The 15,580-nt window shown below is 52.8% G+C and carries 15 protein-coding genes and 1 pseudogene; 7 read left to right on the top strand and 9 right to left on the bottom strand.

What is annotated here, in order from left to right; translation table 11 throughout:
* Positions 1–10: 10 nt before the first annotated feature.
* A complete protein-coding gene (locus RAHAQ2_RS26160; protein ID WP_337999432.1) occupies positions 11–388 on the top strand; it encodes a hypothetical protein in 378 nt (125 codons plus the stop codon).
* Positions 389–731: 343 nt separating this feature from the next.
* Here the strand turns inward: RAHAQ2_RS26160 and dtpA are convergent, their stop codons facing one another.
* The 8 genes from dtpA to pspF form a co-directional block, all read right to left on the bottom strand.
* Positions 732–2,243: a dipeptide/tripeptide permease DtpA gene (gene dtpA / locus RAHAQ2_RS13470; protein ID WP_015697770.1), complete on the bottom strand. Its 1,512-nt coding sequence runs from the start codon at positions 2,241–2,243 to the stop codon at positions 732–734.
* A gap of 582 nt (positions 2,244–2,825) precedes the next feature.
* A complete protein-coding gene (locus RAHAQ2_RS13465) occupies positions 2,826–4,028 on the bottom strand; it encodes a CMD domain-containing protein (RefSeq protein WP_015697769.1) in 1,203 nt (400 codons plus the stop codon).
* Positions 4,029–4,234: 206 nt separating this feature from the next.
* Positions 4,235–5,044: a putrescine export ABC transporter ATP-binding protein SapF gene (gene sapF / locus RAHAQ2_RS13460; protein ID WP_015697768.1), complete on the bottom strand. Its 810-nt coding sequence runs from the start codon at positions 5,042–5,044 to the stop codon at positions 4,235–4,237.
* Positions 5,044–6,036 (bottom strand): putrescine export ABC transporter ATP-binding protein SapD, encoded by a 993-nt coding sequence (gene sapD / locus RAHAQ2_RS13455; protein ID WP_015697767.1) that lies wholly within the window; start codon positions 6,034–6,036, stop codon positions 5,044–5,046. Before sapD ends, sapF begins: the two co-directional genes overlap by 1 nt.
* Positions 6,036–6,926 (bottom strand): putrescine export ABC transporter permease SapC, encoded by an 891-nt coding sequence (gene sapC, locus RAHAQ2_RS13450; protein ID WP_015697766.1) that lies wholly within the window; start codon positions 6,924–6,926, stop codon positions 6,036–6,038. Before sapC ends, sapD begins: the two co-directional genes overlap by 1 nt.
* Positions 6,913–7,878: a putrescine export ABC transporter permease SapB gene (gene sapB, locus RAHAQ2_RS13445; protein WP_015697765.1), complete on the bottom strand. Its 966-nt coding sequence runs from the start codon at positions 7,876–7,878 to the stop codon at positions 6,913–6,915. The genes sapC and sapB overlap by 14 nt, the downstream gene beginning before the upstream one ends.
* Positions 7,875–9,557, bottom strand: a complete 1,683-nt coding sequence (gene sapA, locus RAHAQ2_RS13440) for an ABC transporter substrate-binding protein SapA (RefSeq protein WP_037039835.1) — start codon at positions 9,555–9,557, stop codon at positions 7,875–7,877. Before sapA ends, sapB begins: the two co-directional genes overlap by 4 nt.
* 364 nt (positions 9,558–9,921) lie before the next feature.
* Positions 9,922–10,923 (bottom strand): phage shock protein operon transcriptional activator, encoded by a 1,002-nt coding sequence (gene pspF / locus RAHAQ2_RS13435; RefSeq protein WP_015697763.1) that lies wholly within the window; start codon positions 10,921–10,923, stop codon positions 9,922–9,924.
* A 233-nt stretch (positions 10,924–11,156) separates the two neighbouring features.
* Here pspF and pspA point away from each other — a divergent pair, with 233 nt between their 5' ends.
* From pspA to RAHAQ2_RS13405, 6 genes are all read left to right on the top strand, one after another.
* Positions 11,157–11,828 (top strand): phage shock protein PspA, encoded by a 672-nt coding sequence (gene pspA, locus RAHAQ2_RS13430; protein ID WP_015697762.1) that lies wholly within the window; start codon positions 11,157–11,159, stop codon positions 11,826–11,828.
* A 91-nt stretch (positions 11,829–11,919) separates the two neighbouring features.
* Positions 11,920–12,147: an envelope stress response membrane protein PspB gene (gene pspB, locus RAHAQ2_RS13425; RefSeq protein WP_013576050.1), complete on the top strand. Its 228-nt coding sequence runs from the start codon at positions 11,920–11,922 to the stop codon at positions 12,145–12,147.
* Entirely contained in the window at positions 12,147–12,506 is a 360-nt protein-coding gene (gene pspC, locus RAHAQ2_RS13420) for an envelope stress response membrane protein PspC (protein ID WP_015697761.1), read from the top strand. The genes pspB and pspC overlap by 1 nt, the downstream gene beginning before the upstream one ends.
* An 84-nt stretch (positions 12,507–12,590) precedes the next feature.
* Entirely contained in the window at positions 12,591–12,842 is a 252-nt protein-coding gene (locus RAHAQ2_RS13415) for a phage shock protein PspD (protein WP_015697760.1), read from the top strand.
* Positions 12,817–14,214: a YcjX family GTP-binding protein gene (locus RAHAQ2_RS13410; RefSeq protein WP_015697759.1), complete on the top strand. Its 1,398-nt coding sequence runs from the start codon at positions 12,817–12,819 to the stop codon at positions 14,212–14,214. The genes RAHAQ2_RS13415 and RAHAQ2_RS13410 overlap by 26 nt, the downstream gene beginning before the upstream one ends.
* Positions 14,211–15,278, top strand: a complete 1,068-nt coding sequence (locus RAHAQ2_RS13405; RefSeq protein WP_015697758.1) for a YcjF family protein — start codon at positions 14,211–14,213, stop codon at positions 15,276–15,278. The genes RAHAQ2_RS13410 and RAHAQ2_RS13405 overlap by 4 nt, the downstream gene beginning before the upstream one ends.
* Before the next feature lie 80 nt (positions 15,279–15,358).
* Here the strand turns inward: RAHAQ2_RS13405 and RAHAQ2_RS25980 are convergent.
* Positions 15,359–15,493, bottom strand: a pseudogene (locus RAHAQ2_RS25980) (type VI secretion protein ImpA); the annotation flags it as partial.
* Positions 15,494–15,580 lie beyond the last annotated feature (87 nt).

Here is a 15,580-nt window from a genome sequence, read left to right as displayed (position 1 = left end):
AAAGGTTCTTGTGGGGGAAATGCTCTTTGCTGACGGCAGACGTTGCTTACGTATTGATGATTATCTTGCAGCGCTTTTCGGTATAACACACGGCATTGTCAGGAATGTTCTTGTTGATGAACGACATTGCACCAATAGTGACATTGTCGCCGATGGTAATGTCATTGCCGATAATGCAGCAATTAGCACCAATATCCACATTATCGCCAATCACTATGCGCCTGTTCCCCTCATCGATTTTAATGCCGATGGTAGTGTTTTGCCGGATCCGGACATTCTTTCCAATCGTGCAATAAGGATTGATGACAATACCGGTGAGATGAGGGAGCCTGACACCTTCTCCGATCTGCGTTCCCAGCATGATCTCGATGCCATACTTTCTTATTAACGAGAAGTTAATCTTACGGGCGCGGGCTTTGCAGAAATGGCTGTCCGTCGCATATAAGTAGCTTGCGATACGCCACCAGAAAATGTACCGGTGTTGAGGTTGCTTTATGCACCTGATGATTATCCGCCGCCAGGAGAAATCCTTTTTGTTCTTAAGAATATCGGCGGATAAATAGCGGGTTAATTGCTTATATTGACTGTGATTTTCGTGCATCAGGATGGTTCCGTTTACGTAAGTCTCGCTTACATAATCCTAACACAATGAAAACTTATCCTAAATTCCAGCCATAAAAAAACGCCTCCCGGAGGAGGCGTTCGTCAACCATCATCAGACGCTTGTGCGTTTACTGAGCAGAAGCCAGTTCAGGTTGTTTCTCGTCAGTTTCGCGATCCAGCGTCATGCGGTGCAGTTTAGAGGCGGTCACCAGCATCAGTACAGCAATCACAGCCGTTGCAATACCAATTTGCAGGAATACGTGGCTGTAAATTGCCAGTGAGGCATGCGCGTCATCAATGTCAGAAGGCACGGCAGTCAGGTTGGCCACGTAACCCGCGATAATCGCAGCGGCTGCAGTGGTCAGGAACCAGGCACCCATGATGAAGCCCATCAGACGTTGCGGAACCAGCTGCGCCACCATCGCCAGACCCAGGCCGGAAATCATCAGTTCACCGATACTTTGCAGCGCGTAGCTCAGCACCAGCCAGTTTACCGACACGATGCCTTGCTCATTCGCCAGGCTCGCACCCCACGGCAGTACCAGGAATGCGCCGGAACACAGCACCATACCCATCGCAAATTTGTGCGGCATAGGCATACGGTCACCGACCTTGGTGTAGACAGCCGCCAGAACCGGGCTGGCAACCATGATCCAGAACGGATTCAGCGCCTGGAACTGTTCAGGCTGGAAGCTGATACCCAGCAGATCGTGGCCTACGTTGTGGATAGCGAAGAAGTTCAGCGATGTTGGCATCTGGCTGTACAGTACAAAGAACACGACCGCTTCCATCATCAGCAGGAACGCCACAATCATCTTCCGGCGTGCGATGCCTTGCATTGAGAAGGTTTCTTTCGCGAAGACAATAATGATACCCACGGAAACCACACCCAGAACCATACGTGCGATGGTTTGGTTATGCAGCAACCAGCTCGACAGGAATACCAGCGCCACAACCCCGACCAACACCATCAGCAGTTTTTTGAACTGCAGCGGAGCGAAATCGGGTTTTGAACCCTGACGTTTTACCCATTTGCGGCAGAACAGGAAGTTGACAATAGTGATCAACATACCCACAACGCTCAGGGAGAACGCCACACTCCAGCCGTACTTCGCGGCCAGCCATGGCGTTGCCAGCATGGAGAAGAACGAACCGATGTTCACTGACATGTAATACATGGTGAATGCGCCATCAAGACGCGGGTCATCTTTTTCGTAGCAGGTAGAAAGCAATGAGGATGGATTTGCTTTAAACAAGCCGCTGCCGACGGCGATAGTCGCCATGCCCAGATAAACCCAGAAGATTTCGTGGCCGGAATAGGCAACGAATGAATAACCTAACGCCAGAACAATCGCGCCCAGCACGATCACGCGTTTTGAGCCCAGCACTTTATCGCCCAGCCAGCCGCCGATAGCGACGAAGCCATAGACCAGCGCACTGAATGATGAGAACAGGGTGATGGAGTCGGCTTCACTCAGGCCAAGCATTTTGACCAGGTAAACCGCCATGATCCCTTGCAGGCCGTAGTAACCGAAACGTTCCCACAATTCGATGGAGAAGATCAGGTAAAACGCTTTTGGCTGTTTGAAGGCGTTAAGACTCACGCTTTCATTATTGGGTGTTTTGTTTGCAGTTGACACTCGTACCTCTGTTTATTCCTTCCGGCCGTATGTGGCGGAAACGCATAAGTGGCGCGAAATAAGCACCCTTTGCATTGTTATAAGATGGGATGACGGCAAGTAATGTTCACTATCTTCGTAAATGTGGCAAGGAGTTTGACATATGCTGTTACATTTAACTTATCCGACGTGATTAAACTATGTTCGAAATGTTATGCAGAATTAACGTTTATGTTTTCTAAATAGACAATGTGAATATGTTGCATGAATTATAATCACCATTTTGATAGTGCCATTGTTTTACAGGAAAACGCTTAAGTAGTTTTTTGGGCTGAATAAGAGTGAATAAACAGTGAATATTTCTGGGTGAATGGCTTTTATAAGGTGTTTTATGAATAAAGAATTTACTGCGGATCTTCTATCCCGAATGGCGCACAGTGTAATGTGATCGGTCTCTCGTTTTAACACTAAATTTCCGATTGAAAATAAGATTAATACGACTTATGCCGGTTAGGTGGCGCGGATATTTACAATTAGCCTCACCGGCAGGGGAATGTCCTGCCGGAGTGAGGGGATAAACAATGAAGGTAAAGAGGCGGGGAACTACTGATTCAGGGTGTCACCCAGCGTCTGAATCAGACGGTTTGACCAGCTGAACAGCGCCGCAGTCAGCAGAATATCCAGAGATTGTGTTGCCGAATAACCTGCATCAGACAAACCATGCAACTGGCGTGCATCAAAACGTTCCGGTGTGCGGGTCAGGGTGACTACCGCTTCCAGTAAAGCGACTTCTTTTTTGTCTTGCAGATTTTTCGACAGCGTATCGACGGCATCATCGCGATGATTTTCTGCGAATAATTCGCTAATCAGCGTCTCATTACCGCCCGCTTCAAGATATAAACGTCCGTGGATCCCGGCGCAATACAGACAACCGTTGAGCTGCGACGTTGCCACGGCAGCCAGTTCACGCCACGCGGCGACGGGATCCGCGCCGGCCTGCATAATATTATTGAATACCGCAGAAAATTCGCTCAGCGCGTCGGCGTCATGCACCAGTAATGTATAGAAAGAGGAAGAACGGGCGTCCGGCGCGATTAAATCCAGCACATCCTGCTGATGCTGGCTGGCGTTTTCCGGCACCACCTCCGGTAAACGCGATGTCCATTGCAACATCGCCAGTGAAAATCCTTTCTGCTCGCAACCTTCCGGCGAAGGAAATCCCGGCAATACGGCGGCGGCGCGGCCTCGTAAACCATTCAGAACCGCCAGTACACGCGCCTGATAACTGACAAAGCCAATCACCTGCGTAAAGGTCACGATATCGCGCGTGCTGAAGCCCACGTCATAAAGCTGGTGCAGCATGGGTGCCGTAATCAGTGTTGGCTGGGTAGCGAGTAATCGCGCGAACTGGGTAATGTGGGTCTGGCGGATATTACTTTCACGGGAGGCATCAGGGCTGGGAAGCGGGGCGAGACGGGCAGCGTAATGGCTACAAAGTGTCTGTACGCCGCTGACCTGTGCCACCGTCAGTGCACTGCTGAGACGGTCATACAATGATAATGTTTCGGTACGCGACACCCTCAGAGTGTCAGGAAACAGCACCTCATAACAGGCGCGGGATGCCCGCAGCAGTCGCTGGCGTTCGTTAAGCAACTGGCGAAGCGTCGGGTCGAGCTGAGCATCAAGGCCCAGCAGAAAGCGATCCTGTACCAACGCTGCGTGGGGATCGAGCGGCAGATGACCATATTGGCTGGATTGTGTTTCATGATACCAGCCGCTGTGTGCGGCCTTGCGTTGTTGTTCCATGAACGGGTCCTTTCTTCAAGCCTGTCACTCAGGCAAATTATCAGGCCCTATCCTTGCCGATACTGTTGCCGATATAAAATAATGTTAAGCGATAAATCATATCGAAAAGGAATAGCAGGAGGTGAATTTGCATAAAAGGAAAACGGCGTCAGTTTCCTGACACCGTTTGCGGGGGGAATCTGCCCGTTTATCACGCGAAAATGGCATTAATGACCGTCACGGCGCCAGGCATCGGCAGTCAGTGCTTCGCCGAAGTGGCTGGAAATCAACCGCCTGGTCAGATCATGTAGCGGTGCTGCCAGAACCTCGGCCGTATTTCCGCGTTCCACCACTTCGCCTTCGTGCATCACCAGTACCTGATCGCTGATGTGCTTCATCATGCCCAAATGCTGAGTCACGTAGATATATGAAATGCCTTGTTTTTCCTGCAATTCGAGCATCATATTGATGATTTGCGAACGCATCGACATATCCAGAGACGCCAGCGCTTCGTCCGCCACGATCACTTTAGGTTGCAGGATAAGCGCACGGGCCAGTGCCACGCGCTGCTTCTGACCCGACGCCAGCATATGCGGGTAATAATTGGCATGATCAGGCAGCATGCCCACCAGACGCAGTGTCTCGTTGATGCGTTGTTCGCGTTGTTGTGCCTCCATTTCGCTGTTCAGCCGCAGTGGCGCTTCGAGTAGCTGCCCGATACGCTGGCGTGGATTAAGTGATGTGCTCGGATCCTGAAAAATCATGCGGATTTGCTGGCTGCGGAAGCGATAATCACGAAACTCCAGCGGATGTTCATCAATCAGAATTTCGCCGCCGCTTGGCTCGACCATACCGGAAAGCATCTTGGCCAGCGTCGATTTGCCGGAACCATTCTCGCCGATGATCGCCAGCGTTTGTTTTTCGCGCAGGGTAAAGCTGACCGGTTTTACGGCGTCGAGATTCATTTTGCGGAACAGACCGGTGCGATAACGGAACGTTTTGCTCAGATTGCGCACTTCGAGCAGAGTTTCGCCCATTATTGCTCCTCCATGTTCAGCGGAAAGTGGCAGGCATACGCATGGGTTTTAGCCAGACGCAGACGTGGCGTTTCGATGCATTTTTTCTGCGCATAAGGGCAGCGTGGCCCCAGGCGGCAGCCAATCGGCAAATGTTCCAGCGAAGGAATGGCACCCGGCAGCGTATTCAGACGGCTTTTATGCGGCAGTGAGCGGCCGAAATCAGGCATCGCGCGGATCAGTGCCTGTGTATAAGGATGATGCGGCGTGGCCAGCAGTTCTTCACACACCGCGCTTTCAACCGTTTGTCCGCAATACAACACGTTTACGCGGTTCGCCCATTTGCTCATCATTTGCAGATCGTGGCTGATCAGCAAAATGGTGGTGTTATTGTTCTGATTGAGCCGCGCCAGCAGACGGAAAATCTGTGCCTGGGTGGTCGGTTCCATGGCATTCGTCGGCTCATCGGCAATCAGCAAACGTGGCTGATTCGCCAGCGCGATGGCGATCATCACTTTCTGGCACTCGCCTTCGGTCAGTTCATACGGATAACTGGCCATAATGTCTTTGTGATCTTTAATTCCGACGCGGTGCAGCAGCTCGATGGCGCGTTTTTTTCGCCATTTCCAGCGCTGATACCAGCGACCTTTATAGGTCCAGCCGGGGATCGCCTGAATCAGCTGGCGACCAATGCTTTCTGAAGGATCCAGACAGGACTGCGGCTCCTGGAAAATCATTGATACGTTTTGCCCGACCAGTTTGCGCCGCTCACGGGGCGTCAGCTGCAACAGGTCGATGTTATCAAAGCGCATACGGTCAGCCGTCACACGCCAGTTGTCATTAGTAACGCCACAGATAGCTTTGGCAATCAGGCTTTTACCTGAGCCGGATTCGCCCACCAGTCCGCGGATTTCACCGGCGTTAAGCGTCATACTGACGCGATCGACGGCTTTGACCGGGCCATCGGCGGTCATAAATTCAATGGTCAGATTGCGGATATCGAGTAACGGCATTATTCCACCCCCGCGTTAATCGCCCGACGCACACCGTCACCCAGCAGGTTGATCAGCAGCACGCTGATAAGAATGGCAGCCCCTGGCAGCATGACTGTCCACGGTGCGACGTACACCAGCTCCAGCGAATCGCCGAGCATGGCTCCCCATTCCGGTGAAGGCAATTGCGCGCCCAGATCCAGAAAGCCTAACGCGGCGATATCCAGAATCGCCATTGACAGTGCACGGGTAAATTCCGTTGCCAGCACTGCGACGATATTCGGCAGAACGGCAAAACGCAGAATTTGCCAGGTAGATGCGCCGTCAAGCCGCACGGCGACCACATACTCTTTTTCCAGCTCATCATGCACCGCACTGTAAATCGTACGCGAAATGCGCGGCAACAGGGCCAGCCAGACAGCCAGCATCGCATGCTCGAGCTTCGGGCCGATAAACGCGACCACGACAATGGCCAGCAGCAGGGAAGGGATCGACAGCAGTGTATCGAGAATATGGTTCAGAATGGCCGATTTCAGACCCCGGCTGATCCCGGCCAGCACACCGACAATCACGCCACACAGCGAGGCTGCCAGAGTAATCACCAGTGCGCCGCCAATTGTTGGTGCTGCACCGGTTAACATCCGGCTGAGTAAATCACGACCCAGATCGTCAGTGCCGAGGAAGAACGACACATTGCCGTAGCGCGACCAGGATGGCGGTAATAGCTGGTAACCCAGGAATTGCTGGTCGAGCGCGTAAGGGGCTAATAAATGTCCAAATACGCACAACAATAACAAGCCGAGCACGCCGTAGAAACCGATCATCGACAGCGTGTCGCGATAAAAAATCCCCCACGTGTGGCGCAGCGGGCTCGGAACCTGTTTTTCGCGGTATACATTATCGAAGGGCATACCATTCCTTATGTTTCAATGGATTCATCAGTGCACCCAGAATGTCTGAAAGCACGTTAACCACAATCACCAGCGAGCCAACGACCATCACACCGGCTGAAATCGCCGCGTAATCCTGCTGACGGATGGCGTTAATCAGCCAGCGCCCGATGCCCGGCCAGTTAAAGACCACTTCGGTAATCATCGCCAGCGTCAGCATGGTCGAAAATTGCAGGCCGAGTTTTGGAATAATTGGCGGCAGCGCGTTGTGTAATACATGGCGACGGATAATCGTAAAGCGTGATAAACCGCGCGTTGCGGCGGCCTTCACGTAGTTTTTTTCCAGCACATCGTCGGTGGAAATACGCATCAGGCGGATCACTTCTGTCGTCGGCGCAACGGCCAGCGCGGCGATCGGTAAAATCATATGGCGGATGGCGCTCATGATCATCTCATGGCGGTATGGCGAATCGGAAAGCCAGGCATCAACCAGCGTCAGGCCGGTGACGGTTTTCAACTGATAGAGTAAATCCAGACGACCGGAAACTGGCAGCCAGCCCAATTGCAGCGAGAAGAACAGCATCAGCAACACCGCCAGCCAGAACACCGGAATTGAAAAGCCGAGCAGGGCCATGCTGCTGATGGCCACATCCGGCCATTTTCCGCGCATCACCCCCGCCAGAATGCCCAGCGGGATCCCGACGACTAACGCCAGCGCAAAGGACAGAACACACAGTTCCATCGTAGCCGGGAAAACCGCTTTCAGCTGATAAGAGATGCCTTCGCCGTTGATGCTCGACACACCAAAATCAAACTGACAAAGACCCGCAAAATAGAAGCGGTAGGCATCCCATAAGGACGCGCCGCGCAGTGGCGCATTCGGTGTGAAATAACTCAGGCTGAATGCCACCAGACTGAGGAAAAACAGCGTGACCAGCAGCAGCAAAATGCGACGTAGCGTAAAGATGATCATGGCGCTTTCCTTCCTTCGTCATCACGACTTTTTTCATCATCACGAAACACACCGGCAAACGAAGAATTGCCAAACGGGCTCAACACCAGCCCTTTAATGTCGTAACGGTAAGCCTGAAGGCGCAGGGAAGAGGCCAGTGGCAACACCGGCAGTTCCTGCTCAAGTATTTTTTGCGCCTGCTGATAGAATTCAATGCGCTGAGAAAGTTGCTGTGACAACAGCCCCTGACGCAGTAATTCATCAAATTCCGGGCTACACCAGTGAGCATAGTTGGTCTGCGAATGAATCGCCGCACAACTGAGCATCGGGCGGAAGAAACTGTCCGGGTCGTTACTGTCTGTTGACCAGCCGGACAGCGTCAGGTCGTGATTCATCTCCATCAGCTTAGCTTCCTGGAAACGTCCCTCGACCGGGACAATCGTGACTTTAATACCCACCTGCGCCAAATCTGCCTGGATCAGTTCGGCGGTTTTCAGCGGACTGGGGTTAAATGACTGCGACGCCGTCGGCACCCATAAATGCAGATTGAGCTTTTCCTGTCCGAGATCTTTCAGGATTTGCTTCGCTTTATCCGGATTGTATTCCGTCACTTGTGCGTTGCTGTCATAAGCCCAGGACGCGCGCGGCAAAATAGAGGCAGCGGTTTCAGCGGTGCCATAATAAATCGACTGCATCAGGCGCTGATTGTTGATCGACAGCGCCACCGCCTGACGGATGCGCGGGTCATTGAACGGGGCTTTGTTGGTATTGAAAGCCAGATAGGCAACGTTCATCCCGGGGCGCAGGGAAAGACGCAAACGCGGATCCTCGCGCAATATGGAAAGCTGACTGGCCGCCGGATAGGCCAGCACATCACATTCACCGGTCAGCAATTTCGACAAACGCCCGGTGCCGCCAACACCCATATCAATCACCACCTGCGCCATGCGCGGCGTGCCTTTCCAGTATTGTCCGTTGCGCGCCAGTCGCACATATTGTCCGGTGCGGTATTCGCCTAACTGGAACGGACCTGTGCCGACCGGCTGGCGATCAATCTCTTCTTCATTGCCGGATTGGGTCAGTTTTCCGGCATATTCTGCGGAAAGCACCGGCGCGTAGTGCGTGGCCAGGTGCCACAGGAATGAGGCGTCAGGATTATTGAGGCGAAACTCAACGGTGTAATCGTCGAGTTTTTTGATGCTTTTCACCGCACGGGCAAACTGCAGGCTGTCGAAATACGGATACTCCTCACCGTTTACGGCGTGGTAGTGATTTTTCGGGTCGATGATGCGCTGGAAACTGAACACCACATCATCGGCGTTCATCTTGCGCGACGGCGAAAACCAGCCGGTTTTCTGGAAAGATACATCTTTGCGCAGATGGAAACGGTAGGTTGCGCCATCATCGAGCACTTCCCAACTGAGTGCCAGTTCTGGCATCAGGCGATAGGTATAGGGGTCGACATCCAGCAGGCGGTCATATAACTGTGCGGCCAGCGTATCAATGATCAGCCCGCTGCTGGCTTTCTGCGGGTTAAAAGTGTTGATCATGCCGTTAACACAATAGACAAAGCCGCTCTGGCGAATGTCTTTCACCGGCGCACTGACGACGACCGGGCTGGCATGTTTTGGGGCAGTCTCAGCAAAAGCTGCTGTGGACAAGCCGATCAGTAAAAGCATCCACAAAGTTAGACGACGCATAAAGGCTTCAAAGTTAAGGTGCAATAGGCTAAGTGTACCGTACTCTGCGAGGTACCCCAATCCATTGAGCAAAACAGCGTATGATCCTGCGGCACATCGCGCAAAAATTATTCTGGCAAGGCTTGAGGCGAAACAAAATGAAGTCCTTAACGACCTTAAGGGTGTTCAATAAGTAGCCATGATATCATTGTGGTAATGAGAAATATTCTCAACAAACTGCTTTACAGACGATACTGAGAACCATTATCATTCTTTTTACCGAACGAAAGGTGTCCCGCCAGGGACGTTAATCGCCAGGTACGACATTGCTCACATTGCTTCCAGTATGACTTAGCCAGCTCGGGTGCTGGCTTTTTTTTGCCTGCTATTCAGCCGTTTCCTGCGAATTCACCTGTATCCCGTGTTTCTTCAACATTCCGCGTAACTGATGATAGGTCACGTTCAGCAGCTCAGCCGCTTTACGCTGATTAAACCGCGCCTGCCGTAAAGCCTGTTCGATCAGATTTTTTTCCTGCCCGGTGACCCAGTGCTTAAGATCCAGCGGCAGCGTCGGCAGGTTATCGTGCTTACTGTCGTCAGCCGTTACGGCGGTGCGCTGCGCAAACGGGTTCAGGATAATATTATCGAGCGGAAAATCACTGGTACCGTGGCGGTACATCGATCGCTCCACAACGTTTTTCAGCTCGCGGATATTTCCCGGCCAGCGGTAGGCCAGCAGGGTTTCGCGGGCATATTCCGTAAATCCGGGGAACAAAGGAAGAGACAGTTCACGACACATCTGAATGGCAAAATGTTCGGCCAGCAACATGATGTCCTGCTGGCGTTCGCGCAGGGGAGGCAGTTGCACCACATCAAACGCCAGCCGGTCGAGCAGGTCGGCGCGGAATTTTCCTTCAGCGGCCAGCATCGGCAAATCATCATTGGTCGCACACACCAGACGGACATCCACCTGTAACGGCTGGCTGCCCCCGACGCGTTCCAGATGGCCGTATTCGATCACGCGCAGGAGTTTTTCCTGCACCAGCATTGGCGCTGTCGCCAGTTCATCAAGAAATAACGTGCCGCCATCCGCACGTTCAAAGCGCCCGAGATGACGTTTCTGTGCGCCGGTAAATGCCCCCGCTTCATGGCCGAACAATTCGGAGTCCAGCAGGTTTTCATTGAGCGCCGCACAGTTAAGTGAAATGAACGGCCCCTGCCAGCGGGGCGACAGATAATGCAGACGATGTGCAATCAGTTCTTTTCCGCTGCCGCGTTCGCCGGTGACCAGAACCGGTTTGTTGAGTTTCGCCAGTTGTGAAACCTGTTCCAGCACTTCAATAAAGGCGTTGGCTTCGCCGAGTAAATTGTCTGTGTTATCCGTCATTTGGCTTTCCTTGTGTGGTGAAACACACTAACACTTAGTGAAAATAATCATCTCGAAAAATAAGCATAGCAGAGGAAAAGATGAAAAATTCAATTTATTCATGCAGATAATAATTTTAAAAAGTTGGCACGGATCCTGATATAGGTTTATCACCGCAGTGAAAAAATTACCTGCGGCTTTAACCGGTAATCATTTGGCCGGAAACCAAACAGAAACAAAGAGGAATTTCGATTATGGGTATTTTTTCTCGCTTCGCTGACATCATTAACGCCAACATCAACACCTTGCTGGATAAAGCAGAAGATCCGCAAAAACTGGTTCGTCTGATGATTCAGGAAATGGAAGACACGCTGGTGGAACTGCGTTCGACCTCCGCCCGTGCGCTGGCAGAAAAGAAACAACTGATCCGTCGCATCGATCAGGGTGAATCCCAGCAGATTGAATGGCAGGAAAAAGCCGAACTGGCCCTGCGTAAAGATAAAGACGATCTGGCCCGTGCGGCACTGATCGAAAAGCAAAAATTGTCCGAGTTAGTCACTACGCTGAAAAACGAAGTGACCGTGGTGGAAGAAACGCTGGATCGCATGAAGTCAGAAATTGGTGAGCTGGAAAGCAAACTGACCGAAACCCGTGCGCGTCAGCAGGCGCTGACCTTACGCCATCAGGCCGCGGCGTCCTCGCGTGACGTTCGCCGTCAGCTCGACAGCGGTAAAATTGATGAAGCGATGGCGCGTTTTGAGCAGTTCGAACGCCGTATCGACCATATGGAAGCGGAAGCGGAAAGCGTCAGTATCGGTAAAAAGAAATCACTGGATCAGCAATTCGCCGAACTGAAAGCCGACGATGAAATCAGCGCACAGATCGCTGCCCTGAAAGCTAAAATGAACGGCAACCAGGACGCCTAATGTTTGCCATCAAACCTGCCTGTTCGCAGGCAGGTTATAGCAGGATTATCGAATTAATAAGACTCATCAGATTCCAGGAGAGATACAGATAATGAGCTTCCTGTTTTTAGCTATTCCGCTGACTATTTTCGTTTTATTCGTGGCGCCCGTCTGGTTGTGGCTTCACTACAGCAATCGCCAGCAAAATGGCAGTCAGCTTAGTCAGCATGAGATGCAAAATCTCACCAGTCTGACCCATGAAGCGCAACGTATGCGTGAACGCATTCAGGCGCTGGAAGAAATTCTCGATGCCGAACACCCGGGCTGGAGGCAATCATAATGGCGACCCGTCTGTCAGAGAAAAAATTGTACCGCGTACCGGAAGAGGGCGTGGTGAAAGGCGTGCTGGCCGGGCTGTCGCACTATCTGGGCGTGCCGGTAAAACTGCTGCGTATTATGGCCGTGCTGTCGGTTTTCTTTGGCCTGTTCATGTTCACACTGGTGGCGTACATCATCCTCAGTTACGTGCTGGATCCGGTACCGGCCAGCGAATATGACGATGAAACTGCACCATCGCCACGTAATTTGCTGGAAGAAGCCGACCGCGAGCTGAAAGCCAGTGAACAGCGTTTACGTCAGGTCGAGCGTTATGTCACTTCGGAAACGTTCGGTGTGCGCAGCCGGTTCCGCCAGCTTTAATTCTTTATTCACCGCCTTGCCTCTGGCCGCCGGACATTGTTCCGGCTGCTATTTTCCCTCTCACCTCCCGCTTAAGGAATCTTTATGATCCGTTCCCTGAATTCCTCGCTGCCGGGTAAGCGCAGCCTGTTTTCGAAAATTTTCAGCGTTATGATTACGCTGGCGCTGACTTTCGGCCCTGCCGGGCTGGCGGCGCGCGTGCTGGGCGTGGTAGGAAAAGGGCCACTGCGGTATGTTTTAGCACTATTATTAGAACCGTTATTCAAACGTATTCTGACTGCGCTGTTTGGGCGCTATGCCAGGGAGAGCAATGAGAAGACTACAAAACGACTTTAGTTCACTGATCAATCGCGGCATGGACAGGCATCTGCGGCTGGCCGTCACCGGTTTAAGCCGCAGCGGCAAAACCGCTTTTATCACCGCCTTCGTAAACCAGCTTTTACACATCCACAGCGGTGCCCGTTTACCGCTGTTTTCGGCTGCCCGCGAAGAGCGCTTGCTCGGCGTGAAACGCGTCCCCCAGCGTGATCTGGGCGTGTCGCGGTTTACCTATGACGAAGGTCTGGCGTCACTTTATGGCACGCCACCTGCGTGGCCCACGCCAACCCGGGGCGTCAGCGAAATCCGTCTGGCGCTGCGTTATCGCTCTAATGATTCCCTGCTACGTCACTTCAAAGATACCTCCACGTTGTATCTGGAGATCGTCGATTATCCGGGCGAATGGCTGCTGGATCTGCCGATGCTGGAGCAAAACTATCTCGACTGGTCGCGCCAGATGGCGGGGCTGTTACAGGGCGATCGCGCAGACTGGGCCACGCCTTGGCTGACGCTGTGCAGGCAATGCGATCCGCTGGCCCCGGCGGATGAAAATCTGCTCGGTGCGATTGCCCAGGCCTACACCGATTATCTGGTGCGTTGCAAAACGGAAGGTTTGCATTTCATCCAGCCGGGTCGCTTTGTTTTGCCGGGAGATATGGCCGGAGCGCCTGCGCTGCAATTTTTCCCGTGGCCGGAGCTGAACCGCTATTCCGATACGCAACTGGCACAGGCGGATAAAAACAGCAATCTCGGCATGCTGCGCACACGTTTTGATTATTACTGCCAGAACATCGTGAAAGGTTTTTATAAAGATCATTTCGTGAAGTTTGACCGCCAGATTGTGCTGGTCGATTGTCTGCAACCGCTCAACAGCGGACCGCAGGCGTTTAATGATATGCGTCTTGCACTGACTCAACTGATGCAAAGTTTTCACTACGGCAAACGTACGTTGTTCCGCCGTCTTTTTAATCCGTGCATCGACAAACTGATGTTCGCCGCCACCAAAGCCGACCACATTACCGGCGATCAGCACGCCAACCTGGTGTCACTGTTACAGCAACTGGTGCAGGAAGCCTGGCAGAATGCGGCGTTCGAAGGCATCAGTATGGATTGCGCCGGGCTGGCTTCGGTACAGGCGACGGAAACCGGCATGGTGGAATATCAGGGGCAAAGTTTGCCCGCGCTGAAAGGGCACCGGTTGCAGGATGGCGCGCCGCTGACCGTGTTCCCCGGCGAAGTGCCTGCGCGTCTGCCGGGGCATGCGTTCTGGCAAAAACAGGGTTTTCATTTTGACGAGTTTCGTCCGCGCGAAATGAGCGTGGACACGCCGTTGCCGCACATCCGTCTGGATGCGGTGATGGAGTTTTTACTGGGAGATAAAATGCGATGAGCGAACCGATAAAACCGCGTATCGATTTTGAAACGGAATTAAAAGCACCGTCTGAACCGGTGATCAAACCGGCGCTGGCTTTTGACGAGCAGATTTCAGAGCGCTTTATCCCGGTCACCGCCGGGACAGATGAACAGCAGGAGGAGGGCGAGGCCGAAGCGGTGCTTAACCGCGCGCTGAAACCCCGCCGCAGTTTGTGGGGCAAAATTGTGCGTCTCGGCGTGGCGGTGCTGGGCATCAGCGTCGTGGCGCAGGGCGTGCAATGGGTACACGAGGCGTGGATCCGGCAGGACTGGGTGGCGCTCGGTGCCTGCACCGCAGGCGGGCTTATTATTGTCGCTGGTGTCGGTTCCGTCGTGACCGAATGGCGGCGCTTGTACCGTCTGCGTCAGCGTGCCGACGAGCGCGATACGGCTCGTGAATTAATGCACAGTCACGGATTAGGGCAGGGACGCGTTTTCTGTGAAAAGCTGGCAGCGCAGGCCGGGCTGGATAACAGCCATCCGGCGTTGCAACGGTGGCAGGCGTCACTGCATGAAACGCAGAATGACCGCGAAGTGGTCGAACTGTATGCCCGTCTGGTTCAGCCGGTTCTCGATGCACAGGCTCGACGTGAAATCAGTCATTCAGCCGCCGAATCCGCGCTGATGATTGCCGTCAGCCCGCTGGCGCTGGTGGATATGGCGTTTATCGCCTGGCGTAACCTGCGGCTGGTTAACCGTATCGCCGTGCTTTATGGCATTGAACTCGGCTATTACAGCCGCATCCGTTTATTCCGTCTGGTGCTGCTCAATATGGCGTTCGCCGGTGCATCCGAACTGGTGCGTGAAGTGGGGATGGACTGGATGTCACAGGATCTGGCTGCCCGCCTTTCTGCGCGTGCGGCACAAGGCATCGGTGCCGGTTTGCTGACTGCACGTCTGGGCATCAAAACCATGGAACTGTGCCGTCCGCTGCCATGGCTGGAAGGCGATAAACCGAAACTCGGTGATTTTCGCCGGGAGCTTATCGGCAAGCTGAAGAACAGCATGGTGAAAAGTGAGAAAACAAAAGCGGGTATTTAACAAAAATGAACCGGGATTATGACTGTGGTTTTTATGACAAGTTATAATTCCCGGATCAAAATCGGATGTTCAGTTAACAATTATTTCTCCTGCCAGTTGTATAATTCCTCCGGTGATCCTTTCGGGAAAAATCCTCCCTGCGGAACGTTGATAAATTCACCTTCAACCCGGCGGATAAGGGTCCAGCCTGTTTTTGTCCACTGAGATTCTTTCCAATGAAACAATGGCTTCCCTGTATCAAACGCAGTCTTATCTGTCCGTATTATTCCCCGCCACGCTTTCTTATGAAAAACAGTAACCGG

Origin of the sequence: Rahnella aquatilis CIP 78.65 = ATCC 33071, from assembly GCF_000241955.1 — a bacterium.
GTDB lineage: Bacteria > Pseudomonadota > Gammaproteobacteria > Enterobacterales > Enterobacteriaceae > Rahnella > Rahnella aquatilis.
This window is presented reverse-complemented; position numbering and strand designations above follow the sequence as displayed.

Coding starts and splice junctions, on each gene's coding strand:
- RAHAQ2_RS13465 (WP_015697769.1), bottom strand. CDS start 4,028: ATGGAACAACAACGCAAGGCCGCACACAGCGGCTGGTATCATGAAACA.
- sapF (WP_015697768.1), bottom strand. CDS start 5,044: ATGGGCGAAACTCTGCTCGAAGTGCGCAATCTGAGCAAAACGTTCCGT.
- sapD (WP_015697767.1), bottom strand. CDS start 6,036: ATGCCGTTACTCGATATCCGCAATCTGACCATTGAATTTATGACCGCC.
- sapC (WP_015697766.1), bottom strand. CDS start 6,926: ATGCCCTTCGATAATGTATACCGCGAAAAACAGGTTCCGAGCCCGCTG.
- sapB (WP_015697765.1), bottom strand. CDS start 7,878: ATGATCATCTTTACGCTACGTCGCATTTTGCTGCTGCTGGTCACGCTG.
- sapA (WP_037039835.1), bottom strand. CDS start 9,557: ATGCGTCGTCTAACTTTGTGGATGCTTTTACTGATCGGCTTGTCCACA.
- pspF (WP_015697763.1), bottom strand. CDS start 10,923: ATGACGGATAACACAGACAATTTACTCGGCGAAGCCAACGCCTTTATT.
- pspA (WP_015697762.1), top strand. CDS start 11,157: ATGGGTATTTTTTCTCGCTTCGCTGACATCATTAACGCCAACATCAAC.
- pspB (WP_013576050.1), top strand. CDS start 11,920: ATGAGCTTCCTGTTTTTAGCTATTCCGCTGACTATTTTCGTTTTATTC.
- pspC (WP_015697761.1), top strand. CDS start 12,147: ATGGCGACCCGTCTGTCAGAGAAAAAATTGTACCGCGTACCGGAAGAG.
- RAHAQ2_RS13415 (WP_015697760.1), top strand. CDS start 12,591: ATGATCCGTTCCCTGAATTCCTCGCTGCCGGGTAAGCGCAGCCTGTTT.
- RAHAQ2_RS13410 (WP_015697759.1), top strand. CDS start 12,817: ATGAGAAGACTACAAAACGACTTTAGTTCACTGATCAATCGCGGCATG.
- RAHAQ2_RS13405 (WP_015697758.1), top strand. CDS start 14,211: ATGAGCGAACCGATAAAACCGCGTATCGATTTTGAAACGGAATTAAAA.